Consider the following 12418-nt stretch of genomic DNA (forward strand, 5'->3'; position numbering starts at 1 on the left):
CCCGCCTTCCAAGTAAACCTGAAGCGTCATGTTTTTCAAATCCCCGATTTTATACAGAGCCTTTACCGGGGCTGCCAATTCTTTCTCTTCCGTGTACTTCGCCAGTACCGTTCCCGATATCGGATTTTTCACAATACAACGCTGAATCTGATCGTTCACTTGCTCTATTTTCAAAACCATTGCCGCACTTTCCGCCTTTGCCCCGGCAATCATCACCTCTGCCTGATGTGTTTGTCCCACCAATACCGAACGCCCCTCGTCCACCATCGCCTTCACGTCATCATACTGTTTCCGTGTAGCCGCCTTCCCCTCCAGTAAACGCTCCACCCTTTTCAATTCCCTTTCTCCTTTCTCAACTTTCAAACGATACACTTCCAGTACCTTGTCCAAATCCGGTATTCGCTCTTCCACAACTTTCACCGCCTGTTGAGCCTGAACTTTCAACCAATGCAACTGCATCGTGTCAATCAATCCTACCACTTTGCCGGCCTCAATATAATCCCCCTCCATCACCTCCAAACGCTCCACTCTTCCACTTATCTCCGACGACACGACCACCTCCCTCGCCTCGAACATTCCCGACGCATCCCGCTCCTCCGTTTTGTCTTTGCAACCAACTCCCAACCAAGCTAAAACCACCAAACCTAATACCGCATTTTTCATCTTTATAAACTTTACAAACCTTATGAACTTTATAAACCCAATATTACCTTCTTCGAGTAAACCATCATCTGCAATTCTACCTCCCGCAACACCTTCTCCTGCTGCGCTATCAACGCTTGATTCACATCCGTGATTAACTCCGAGATCGTGTACACCCCATTCATGTATTTCACTTCGGATGCCTGCCGGATACTCTCCCGCAAACGCACAATCTCCTCGTCACTCTTCACCAACTCTTGCAATTTCCTAATCTCCGCATCCTGCTTCAACACCTCTATCCTCGTGTTGAAGATAAAACTTTCCCGCTCATTTCTCACGCTCTCCTGTTGTACCTTCACCAATTTTCGGTCATTGCCTAACGTATTCAACTTCCCGAAATTCCAACTCAACCTCACACCTCCGATAAAATTAAGTTTAAAATCACTATCAAACGTGCTCAATCCTGACTTACTATACCCGCCGATAGCAAACAATCCCAACTTCGGCATATTCTCGGCATTCTGCATTTTCAAATCGGCATCCAACCGTTTGACCTTGCTATCCAAGTATCTCAATTCCGGTCTTTTGATCTCATTCCCGTCCATTCCGACCTCTACCGACGGTATCCGTAATTTGGTTTTTCTCGACAAAGGACGGTGAACCAGAGTCGACAACACGTTCAGGCAAGCCTCTCGCTTGGCTTCCAACTCTACACGCATTTGCTTATACTTTATTCGTTCCACGTCAATCACATCCAAATCCGTTTCGTAAACCACTCCCTCTTTCAACCCGACCTCCGCTCGTGCCCGCAGGTTATCCAAAACCTCATCCGTCCGGTCCAACTGCCTCACTCTTCCCTCTATTATCAACAAACCGAAATATAATTGTTTCACCCTTTCCTTGATCTCGTACAACTGCACATCCAACCCGGCACGCATCATGTCAATTTCCCGTTCCACCACCTCTTTCCCGGCTTTCATTCTCCCTCCTGTCCACAACGTCTGCTTCAAGGACAGTGAAATCCCATAACGATCCCGATCACTCACGGGAATCGTTATCGGGGGAATAGATATTGGCATATTCACCGTCGACAAATTAAAATTCTGAGCTTGTTCTACCTCACTCAAATCCATGCTGACATTCATCTTATCCGGCATCTTCAAGTCCAGCTCCATCCTTTCTGATTGCCATGACGCCATTCCTGACAAACCGAACTCCGGCATATACACCCTCGAAATATTCGACAACGTGTATTTCCTTATCCGTTCCAACATACCATACCGCCGTATCGCAGGATAATTATCCATTGCCCATTGCTGGCATTCTTCTATCGAGATTTCCTTCTCGGGCTGCCCCATCTTTGCTACTTCCTGTCCCCGAAGCAAAACACTCAACAACATGATACACCAAAAAAGGAGCGCTCTTTTTCTCATAAACTCCAATAATTTGACTCCTTTCAACCACATATTCAAGGAAGTAACTCTTTCAGTCTGGCTTTTAACTCTTCTCCTCTCAAACCTCTTGCCACGATCACATTATTCTCGTCCAGTACCAAGGTCTGCGGAATTGAATTTATCACGTACAAGTGAGCTAAAGCACTTTGCTTGAACCCGAGATCGGAACAATGCAACCAACTCTGCCCATCTGCCCGAATAGCCTTTTTCCATGACTCCAAATCCCCATCCAACGAAACCCCTAGAATTTCCAAACCTTTAGGATGAAATTCTTTATAAATTTCTACCATATTCGGCATATCCGCACGACAAGGACCACACCAAGAAGCCCAAAATTCAATAATTTTATATTTTGCTTTTATATCATATAAAGAAATGCGATTCCCCTCCGGCGTCATAGCCGTAAAATCCGGAGCCTGTACCCCGGGAGTCGTGGCCCTCAATCGCCGAATCCGATCCTCCACTTCACGACCATACGTTGCGGCTCTTGCTTTCGGTCCGAGTAAAGCGAATTTTTCTTCCAACTGTTTCAATGACAATTTAGTGATTTTCATTTTCAATCGATAAGCAGAAGCTATCGCATCCGGATTTTGAAAAAGTATCTCATTCTCCTTTCGATCCATCGCTTCCTCCAAATTTTCAAGTCTTCGCGTAAGCTCTTCCGCCTCTCGTGTCAAATCTTCCGCTACACTTTTATTCCTTGCGATTCGTAATTTTCCTCCCTCGATAAAAAGTTTCTTGTCAATATCCCAAAAAAGATTATACACGCCCTGCTCCTTTCCCCCGGTAATCAAAGTACCTTCCAATCTTCCGAAGTCCATATTCGCCTCAAATTCCCTATTTTCCAAGAAAATCGGGAATCCTCCCCCCAGTCCGTCAATACTGATCTGTGCTATGGTTAAACTATCAACCGATCCGCGGAAAGAAAATTCGCCATCCTTTACAACGGCAACTCCCAACGTATCAATTTTCTTACCTTGAACCGACCTAAAGTTTGCATCCGCAAGCAAATAGACCTTTTTGCCATCAACTCTTGCGGCATACCCCCGTACGGCAAAGCCGTACGGGGTACTTTTACAACCGCTCAAAAAGGATATAATCCACAAACATATCCATATACTACTTTTCATATCTTTACTTTTTCGCTAATTTCTGTAAAGCAAACAATATCTTTTGATAATGAGGTCTGTCTTCTACCGGCAAGGTATCCATACGGCTTGACAACAGAACTGCTACCTTAATTCCCATTTTATAAAAATAAGTTTCCAAATCCGCAATTGCACGTACATTAAGAGGCTGTTGCCACCCGTAACCTTTTCCGAAATTAGCCAGATTCATCTGTTGCGCCACATAACCGGTTCCATATTCTTCTTCCAATTTCTGGAAAATCTCTTTATATTGAGAAATCAACCCGGTTTCATCCAAACCGTAAAGACACATATCATTCACAGAAGGCAGATAAGCATCCAAAGCAAACCGTTGTTGTCCGCCGCCACCGCTAGCTGCCGAAGTAGCCTGTTCAACCAAACCGATCGTCAATGCTAAAAACTGACGTTGCATTTGTTTCTCGTGCATGGTCAATTTGCGCCCTCTCAGTGTTGCATCCCACATACCTGAATACAAATCGTCAAAATACTCGTTCACGGAATATTTGCTACCGGTAGCGGCTTCCGCAGCATACACGTTCATCACGGCATTCAATATACTTAACGTGATTTGATTGCCTACCATAAACGAAATCGGGAAAGACAACTCGTATTTGGACGTCAGCTTCTTGTCGTCCAACCAATTCAAATTCTTGAATTGGTTTAACGCCCATTTCAGAGATTCTTTTTGTACGGATTTCGAAACAGCCTCGTGTTTTTTCCCGGGAAGTCCTTCTTTCACGTCGTTCAAATAAATCCCCCCGATGTTCATCACCACATTATTCACGTAACGCAAATACTGCTCTGCGATAACCTTGTGCAATTCCGCTTTATGTTCGGCATTCGGATCATCTTGAATCCACTCGTCCAAATGCGACAAAATATATTTCAAATTCTTTATCCCGTACTCCCCGGCCTTAATCGGGTCATCCCCCAAATCTTCTTCAAGGGCACTCGGGTCCACGCGGGCATACAGTTGCTGACGTCCGTAACGGAAACGCGGATCACCTGCTTTCTCGTCAATCCAACTCTCCAACACGGCAACTTCATCTTTGGGAGTAGCGGCTTCAGGAATCGGACAATACAACCATTTGATAGCATATTCGTCATACACCCCCAGATCCGGGGGAGTCAACTTCACCCCCTTGTCACCCGGTTGCGCGACATAATTAAACCGGGCATAATCCATAATAGACGGAGTAGTCCCATATTTCCGGGTAAAGGATACCGAACGCAATGAATCCACCGGATAGGCAGCGGAAGCAGACATATTATGCATCAAACCCAACGTATGCCCCACCTCATGAGCGATCACGTAAGCCATCGTTTCGTAAACAATATTATCCGGTAACTTCTTTCCTCTCACGGAAGGATCCACTTGGGAAGTTTGGACAAAACGCCATTGATTGTTCAATTTTATCACGTTGTTATACACCATTACTGAAGCGTTAATAATCTCCCCGGTTGTTGGGTCTACCCACGATGGTCCCATCGCATTTGCCGTGTACGAGGGCACGTAACGAATACAAGAGTATTTCAGGTTATCCGGGTCAAAATCAGGATCATCTTTCGGGAAATCCCTCACTTGGACAACATTCTTAAACCCGATTTTCTCAAAAGCTTTATTCCAACGCAACGTTCCCTCCTTTGCCGCTTTCTGCCACAATTCCGGCAAAGCATCATCCACGTAATACACGATCGGTTTTACCGGTTCCACCAACTCACCCCGTTTCCAAGCCTCCATATCTTTGGGCTCCAATCGCCAACGGTTAGCCAGCGTGTAATCCTGCAAACCGTCTTCTTCATTCGAAATATATTGCTTCGCGGTTAAGAATACACCTACACGGGAATCTGATATTCTCGGGCGCATTTTCTCTTCCGGCAATAATAACAATGTACGGGTAGCTTCAATCGTTAAAGGACCGCTTCCCAGATCAAACATCATGACACGCATCGAATAATCATACGAGAAAGTAGATTTCACCATGATATTGTCATCAAAAGCTTTCATTTCACCCACGATCGTCAAATCCGTTTTAGGGGTCACCGACACTTGCAAAAGTCCGGAACTCACACTTTCCGCCGGTGCTAACGCAGGTTCACCTCCGTTAAAAAATACGGAAGCATCAAAAACGACAGCTGTACTATCCGGGTTATAGGCTTCCCGTTTAAACTTTCGCCTCATGGGATCCAAAAAATTCAACTTTTTCACCTTTGCCATCCGCTCCGGCTCTTTCTCGTCGAAAGTAGCCGACACATTCACGTCACACATATATATCGTGCTATCGATCATCATGAACTTAATGTGCATGGGATCTTTTGACTTGAAACCGTTTAAACAGAACATACTATTATTTGATGCTGTCATCGTCGATGCCAACAACATATCCCGATTGAAATACTTCACGGGCATTTCAAAAAAGACTTTACCTTTCACTTTATGTAACGTGATAAAATTCCCTTTCACCGTTTCAGCCCCTTTCAACAATTCTGCATAAGGATCCTTTTTCTTCACGGGTGGTTTCACGGGAGTAGCTTGTTCCGTGGCATTCTTCTTTTTCTTTTTTCTCCCTAAAGCATTAGCGTCTTGCACGAAAGGCAAAACAAACAAAGTCATTACTAACAATACAATAATTTTCTTCATACATTTTTTTATTTAAAAATTAACGCACATTACCCTGAAAGAGAGATATTTCACTCTCTTTCAACAATTACACATTCAACTAAATTCCCGGCTATTGGTTCATTAACGATCTGACAATATCCTTCAACACCTCATATTTACTCATCACAACAGAATATTCTCCGTTTTCAGCCTCGAACTCCTCATCTGTCATGGTCAATACAGCTATAACAAAATCCCTCACGTCCTCCTGTTCGGAAGGTGTCATGTAGCTATAAAAATCAGGCATAACCTCCGGGAAATCCTCCGGAAGATCCCAATAAGAGAAACTGCCGTGACTGCAATTTAAAAAGCCGAACTCTTTCCAGTAAGCCTCCCCGGCAGCCTCCGAGTCATAATTAGAAACCCTCACGTTATAGGCAGACCCCGTTGACACTGAATTATTGGAATACCGGTAGAAAGCATTCAACGTATCGGCATAATTATATCTCAAATAAGCACCGAACTCCTCGCCTATAATATCATAAGTTAATGCTAACTTCTCATCTTCCGACATCTTACCCAGCGTATCGACTCCGATTACCGTGCATCCGGCACCCCGGTACATCGCACCCGGAATCCAATTAATATTCCAGCTAACACTACCGACACCCCTCAAATAAACCGAGTCCACCAACAAGAAACACTTCGGTTGAACGGCTTCCGGCAAACGTTCTAACGCCCCGTCCCGAAGAAATTCAACCGCGGCCTTCAACTTCTCCCGCTCCTCCGACAACACATACTTCACGCCAGCCATTACACTTTCTATCGTATAATTCGGATCCAATATTTCATAAGACACCCACTCTTGTCCGAAACGGTCTACTTTCTTTTCCCGCCCGATCGTATCATTGTAAAAAACAGGAACATGATAACTTGTGTAAACATCATAGATCAACCCATCCAACGGATCATCGGAAGGATACACCACATACCAATCCTTATCCTCACCGGAAGGTCCGACGTTATCATCGTCGTCATTACATTGCCAGCAACAAAGCGCCAGCACGCATAAAAATATAGTATAAAACTTATTCATAATTCTATTCACTTAAATTTCTCGGTTTTCTAACATTATCTACCATCACTCCGTCGTTATATTCCATCGCGTACTTGGGTATCGGCAGCACGTAAGCTTCCGCGTCCGCATCGTACGTGCCCAACACGTAATACCCGGTAAGTACCGCGGTATTATTCCCGCCATTCTCGTAATAGGCGTGACGTATACTCTTACTATCCGCATATTTAGGACTAACGGCATAACGACGCAAATCGAACCAGCGGTGTCCCTCGAAACAGAGCTCCCAACGACGTTCCCAACGAATTTTATCTATCAAATCCCTACCCGTTTCGGTAATTTCATGGCTTTTCCCGGACTCAAATCGTTTATCTCTCAACTCTTTCAGCACGGCAGCCGCCTCTCCGTCCCGATCCTGCATAGCCAATGCCTCCGCTTTATTTAAATAAACCTCGGACAAACGCATGGTCCCGACATCAGCGGTAACATCATTATTCATTCCCACTTGTTCATAGAAATCACCGTATTTTGAAGAAATCCAAAACATGGCAAGCTGATCCCCAGGAAGGTACAATCTAGCTCTCCGGTCACCCTCTTCATAAGAATTCCGCAACTCGTCAGATACTTTGTATGACATCGCAATCCCCCTCGGTCCGCCCCCCGGAGCCCCTCCGATCGATACATTCGGTACCATAACATAAGTATGCAACCTATTCAGTCCTTGTGCAAATATAGTTTCCGGAGAAGTCGTTCTAACCACTCCCGCCGCAGTTTGAGTCAAATCTACAGGAATAGCTGCCATTTGCAAATATTGCAAAGCCATTGCTTCCGTGTACCCCATCTGCACCAACTGGTCAAACGTTGATTTCAACCCGCACCAAGCATGAGCCAATCCGTTATAATCTTCCAACCGGAAAATTCCTTGCGTTAACACCTCGTCACACTGTTTCTCCGCTAACTCCCATTCCCCCATGTACAAATAAACCCGGCTCAACAAAGCATTCGCCGCGAAAACGGAAGCCCGTCTTACCGATTTCTGTTCCACACCAGTCAAATTAGTTATCGCCTCCTTCAAATCATCCGTGATCAACGCGTACACTTCTTCTACCGTGGCACGCCCATATTTTATATCTTCAACATACTCCGTCGTTTTCAAAGGAACCCCTAAATCCGTTGCCGCGGTTTCCTTCGAATATGGTTTGGCATATATATTTACCAACATAAAGTAATAATAAGCCCTTAAAAAATGCGCTTCCCCCTTCACGCGCTTATAATTATCTTCTTCTTGAAACTCTTCAATACTCACTAACAAAGCATTCAACACCGCAATATGCTTGTAATAAGTCTTCCAAGCAAGATCCTCTATTTCTTGAGTCCGGGCATAAAAAGGATCTTGTTGCCACCAATGAAAACCGGCCACCCGCCAAAAAGTAGAATTATCGTCATATCTCGCCGCGTAAGGCTCCGTATCGTCATCCATGGCATGTAAATAATAGCCATAATCGTTGCTTTGCAAAGCTATACTGTAAGCATTCGCCTCTGTTCCGGTTCCTAAATCCGGATAGCAACTCCCGATCAACAACTCATCCAAATCATTGATGGAAGTCACGTAAGCCAGATCCTGAGATTGTTCTTCTAAAAAATCGCTACAAGACACCCCCAAGAAAAACACAAACATCAAACATATATATCTATTCATAACCACTTGTTTTTAAAATGCTATATTCAAATTAAATGAATAAGTCGGACGTATTGACATATTAATCGTACCCGCGCTACCGCTTTGCGTCGTCGGATCTTGCCCTTTCAGCTCCTTACTGCAAATCGTGAACAAATTCGTCCCCGAAAATCCGACATAGGCAGATTTCAAATGTATTTTCTTACAAAACCTGTCCGGGAAACTATAGCGGAAAGAAAAAGACTGCATCTTCACGTAATTCCCACTCACGACCCGAACATTCGAATTATCATACATCTGCCATATATTCTCGGCAAAGCTCTTATTCCTCAATTCAGACGGCCAAACACCGTTGGCACCTTGCATTCCTCCTCCCACTGTATTAACAAACTCGGAATTCGGAAGTATGCCCGGTATATTCGTGTGCTTTTCATCTCCCGGTCGTTGCCAACGGTCTAAAAATTCACGTCTCACATTTTCCAGAGGTTGCGGGGCTAAAGTTCCATTACCCAAAGATACATTCGGATACAACTGCAACAAGCGGATCTTGGAGCCGAAACTATACGCCAGGTTAACCGACAACGTGAAGCGGCGATACGTGAACGTGTTTAGTACACTTCCCTGAATATCCGGCACCCGGCATCCGGAATAAGCCATCACGGATTTGAACATCTCTTCTTTATCCATCGTGATATAACTATTCAACTCTTCGTCCGAAACACCATGAAATGTCGGACGCCCGTCTGCAGGATCCAAACCGGCAAATTTGTAAGAATAAAAACTATTCAAAGGGCGACCCGCGATATTGATACTTCCGTCCAGATAATCTTGATAAACAATCTCATCCTGCACTGTCGCATCTTTATTTTTTATCGCCTTATCGATCAACTGATTGATAACTTGACCTATTTGCGGATCAAGCTTCCAACGAAAACCGTTCGGGTTACCGGCTGAAATTTGATCAATTGGGACAAAATTCAATGAAACCTCTATTCCCTTATTCTTCAACGTACCCTGGTTCACCATGTAACCTGTCACCCCGTTAATCTCTGATACCGTTTTTTCCAAGAAAGCATCTTTCGTTTTCTTAAAATAATAGGAAACAGAACCATTCACCTTACTATTAAACAACGAAAAATCAAGAGTCACGTTTGTCGAAGCCGTTTTTTCCCACTTCAGGAAAGGATTGGCAAACTTATACACCGTCGACTTATATTCGTTAAAATAAGGATCCATCGTTCCCCGCTGAATCACCATATCGGGACCTTCCCCCTCTAACATATTTCCCTGGTAACCGAAAGAAGCCCTCAGTGAAAGATCATTCACCCAATGCACATCCTTCAAAATATCCTGTGCTACATTCCAACGTCCCGAAACAGACCATATAGGCAATATCTTCTCGTTACTCCGGCTCCCGAACGCGTTGGAATAATCCATACGTCCATTTACATTGAACATATACACGTCATTATAAGAATAAGATCCCGAAAAATAAACCGACATCAAATTCGTTAACTGATGCGTGCGTTGACCTAAAGCCTCAGCCGTCTGCGTCCATTGACCGTAATACGGGAATTTCTCCAAGTCAACGGCTGTCATCTTTAATCCGCGTTCCGGCACGTATCCCCGGTAAGTCTGACTTATTCCCGTGTATTTATTTGAAGAAACTTCCCATCCAGCCGAAGCAAACACCAAATGCTTCCGGACTTGATCCAAATAATGATTAAAATCTAACTGAGCTCGAGCCATATAACTGTTATTCCGGGTGTTACTCTCTTTTAATTCTCCACCGACCGGCAATAAAGAGGAAGTTCCGCCATCATGCCTTAAACAAGCCGCGTAATACGACTTCTCTCCATGATAAACATCCATTTCCGTGTGATTCAACGTATAGGAAAGCGTCGTGCTTAATTTCAAAAAATCAAATAAATTATAATTCACCGTGGCATTCAACGTTACTCCACTGGAATTAATATCCTGCGATGTATTGGCAATCTCATTCAAAATATTAAAAGCAGCCAACTGGTTTTCATCACCATCCGCTCTTGTCGGAGCTGCATAGGGGCGATTATAATACAGCAATCCGCCATCCCCGTCATATACCGGCACGGCACGACTCGTGTTATAGGCGTAATTCACCAGCCCCACGTCGTCAGGAGTGTATTTCTTCTCCTGAATATTGGCATTAAGCCCGAATTGCATGGCAAAACGGTTATAATTGGCAGTCAGTTTCACGTTCGCAGTATACATTTTATTCGACTCCCCTTTCGCGGTTCCCTTTATATCACTATATCCCAAGGAAGCATAATAACCGAACTGATTAGCTCCGCCGGAAACACTCAACGTGTGTTTATGCGTGAAAGCGTTCTGCGTGAGAATATCAAACCAATCCGTGTTCAAAGATTCATAGTAACCGACAACATCAGCCATCTGATTGTACGAATACTCGCCATTCCAATATTTTCTCATGGCATCCTCGTACCCCACCCACGTTTCAATCGTGGGATATTCAATTCTCTTCTGTATCAACTCCCTGGAATAAGCAATCCGTTCCGTCGAATTCATCATATTCACGCTCTTGTCCGAGTAATGTGGACGACGGGTGATACTGCCCGACACGGAATAACTGAAACGAGGGGGACCCGCCTTCCCTTTCTTCGTGGTAATAACAATCACCCCGTTAGCCGCACGTGCCCCGTAAATTGCTGTTGCCGAAGCATCCTTCAACACGTCTATCTGCTCAATATCCTCCGGATTCAACCCGGATATAGCGTTACCCAACAAATTCACGAAATCCAAATCGTTAAGTTGACTCGGGTCCACGTTCACGGGATCCGTCTGCACGATTCCGTCTACCACCCATAACGGTTCCTGAGAACCCAATATCGTGGAAGTTCCGCGAATCCTCAACCGGGGTGCCGCCCCAATCTGCCCCGTGTTTTGCATGAATATCATCCCCGGAACACGCCCTTCCAACATCTGGTCTATCGACTGCAACCCGGGCAACACGACATCCTCCGCCTTCACCGTGGTAACCGCACTGGTAATTTTCCGCACACTCTGGCTCGTGTATCCCGTGCTCACCACCACCTCTTCCAACTCGGCAGCAGTTTCCTTCATCACCACGTTAATCGAATCCTGACCTGTATATTTCAACTCCTGAGATTCCATTCCAATAAAGGAAAATACAAGCGTCAGATTCCGTTCCTCCGGTAAAAGCAATTTATATTTCCCGTCCTTATCCGTGGCTGTACCACTAGTACTTCCCTTCACCTGAACGGTCACTCCCGGAAGAGGAAAACCCTCCGTGTCCATCACTTTTCCTTTAACCATTTTCAACTTCACCTCATCATCTTTCAAAGGACTCGGTTTTATAATCACCACTCCTTTCAGATATTCATAACTAAAAGGCAAATCCTTGAAAATACGTTCCAATGCTTTTTCAAAAGGCTCATCGGTCAATACCATATTCAATTTCACCTTTAAGTTAGCGACTTCCTCCTCGTTGAAAACGAAATAAACTCCCGTCTGATTTTTCAACTCTTTAATCGTTTCCCTTAAACTTGCGTTTTCTAATTTCAACGTCACAGATTGCGACGACACGTTAGCTATCGCCGTAAAAGAAAAGAACATAGTCAAAAACAAAGTCAATCTCATCACTAAATAAATTTTCCCTCTCACATTTTCCGGAGAGGATTGTTCAAAATTTCGTCTTTTTTTCATACATTTGGGTACTTTGATTAATAAACGTAGCCTTTTACCGAAGGCTGCCATCAAATTTCAAATAAAACGGGAGATGCTGGGAACATTTCCCGTTTT

Annotated in this window: 7 protein-coding genes; all 7 read right to left on the minus strand. The window is 44.4% G+C overall.

Annotated elements, in window-relative coordinates:
• The coding region (locus tag ACK8P8_RS14830; protein WP_410026013.1) for an HlyD family secretion protein at window positions 1–663 on the minus strand (663 nt) is incomplete at its 3' end.
• 29 nt (window positions 664–692) lie between these two features.
• Window positions 693–2075, minus strand: a complete 1383-nt coding sequence (locus tag ACK8P8_RS14835; protein WP_369860750.1) for a TolC family protein — start codon at window positions 2073–2075, stop codon at window positions 693–695.
• A 35-nt stretch (window positions 2076–2110) separates the two neighbouring features.
• Complete coding sequence (locus ACK8P8_RS14840) at window positions 2111–3226, minus strand: redoxin domain-containing protein (protein ID WP_369860751.1); 1116 nt, start codon at window positions 3224–3226, stop codon at window positions 2111–2113.
• A 4-nt stretch (window positions 3227–3230) separates the two neighbouring features.
• Window positions 3231–5885 (minus strand): zinc-dependent metalloprotease, encoded by a 2655-nt coding sequence (locus ACK8P8_RS14845; RefSeq protein ID WP_369860752.1) that lies wholly within the window; start codon window positions 5883–5885, stop codon window positions 3231–3233.
• Between the two features lie 91 nt (window positions 5886–5976).
• Window positions 5977–6942, minus strand: coding sequence for a hypothetical protein (locus ACK8P8_RS14850; RefSeq protein WP_369860753.1), 966 nt, complete (start codon window positions 6940–6942; stop codon window positions 5977–5979).
• A 4-nt stretch (window positions 6943–6946) separates the two neighbouring features.
• The gene (locus ACK8P8_RS14855) at window positions 6947–8620 is read right to left on the minus strand and encodes a RagB/SusD family nutrient uptake outer membrane protein (protein WP_369860754.1); all 1674 of its coding nucleotides are present in this window, start codon (window positions 8618–8620) and stop codon (window positions 6947–6949) included.
• Window positions 8621–8632: 12 nt separating this feature from the next.
• A complete protein-coding gene (locus ACK8P8_RS14860; protein ID WP_369860755.1) occupies window positions 8633–12322 on the minus strand; it encodes a SusC/RagA family TonB-linked outer membrane protein in 3690 nt (1229 codons plus the stop codon).
• Between the last annotated feature and the right edge of the window lie 96 nt (window positions 12323–12418).

This window comes from Butyricimonas muris (assembly GCF_046365375.1).
Lineage (GTDB): Bacteria > Bacteroidota > Bacteroidia > Bacteroidales > Marinifilaceae > Butyricimonas > Butyricimonas muris.

Bases quoted from the DNA above. Each gene is read 5' to 3' on its own strand.
- ACK8P8_RS14835 (WP_369860750.1), bottom strand. From the start codon at position 2,075: ATGAGAAAAAGAGCGCTCCTTTTTTGGTGTATCATGTTGTTGAGTGTT.
- ACK8P8_RS14840 (WP_369860751.1), bottom strand. From the start codon at position 3,226: ATGAAAAGTAGTATATGGATATGTTTGTGGATTATATCCTTTTTGAGC.
- ACK8P8_RS14845 (WP_369860752.1), bottom strand. From the start codon at position 5,885: ATGAAGAAAATTATTGTATTGTTAGTAATGACTTTGTTTGTTTTGCCT.
- ACK8P8_RS14850 (WP_369860753.1), bottom strand. From the start codon at position 6,942: ATGAATAAGTTTTATACTATATTTTTATGCGTGCTGGCGCTTTGTTGC.
- ACK8P8_RS14855 (WP_369860754.1), bottom strand. From the start codon at position 8,620: ATGAATAGATATATATGTTTGATGTTTGTGTTTTTCTTGGGGGTGTCT.
- ACK8P8_RS14860 (WP_369860755.1), bottom strand. From the start codon at position 12,322: ATGAAAAAAAGACGAAATTTTGAACAATCCTCTCCGGAAAATGTGAGA.